The organism is Paracoccus sp. S4493 (assembly GCF_000967735.1).
Classification (GTDB): Bacteria; Pseudomonadota; Alphaproteobacteria; order Rhodobacterales; family Rhodobacteraceae; genus Paracoccus; species Paracoccus marcusii.
The window spans coordinates 1-232 of sequence record NZ_JXYF01000533.1 but is presented as its reverse complement, the minus strand read 5'-3'; the positions used below and the strand labels follow the sequence as shown (position 1 = coordinate 232).

Sequence of the window (232 nt, the reverse complement as noted above, 5' to 3'; positions counted from 1 at the left end):
ACACCGATCGGCTGTGGCTGTTCGGCGACCAGACCGCGATGCCCGCCATCACCCGCATGCTGGCCGAGACGCGCGGCACGGCCTGCGCCGTCCTGTGCTGTGACGCGGCCGACTTGGGCGCGCTGGCGGATGATCCGCGGGTCACGCGCTGCGACGACCTGATGGCCGCGCTTGTGGCGATGCCGGACCCCGCGGGCGGGCATGTCTGGTTCGCGGCCGACGCGGCGCGCGC

General features: G+C 74.6%; 1 pseudogene. It reads left to right on the top strand.

Going from position 1 to position 232, the window contains the following annotated elements:
* Nucleotides 1-232, top strand: a pseudogene (locus TW83_RS21645) (siderophore-interacting protein); the annotation flags it as partial.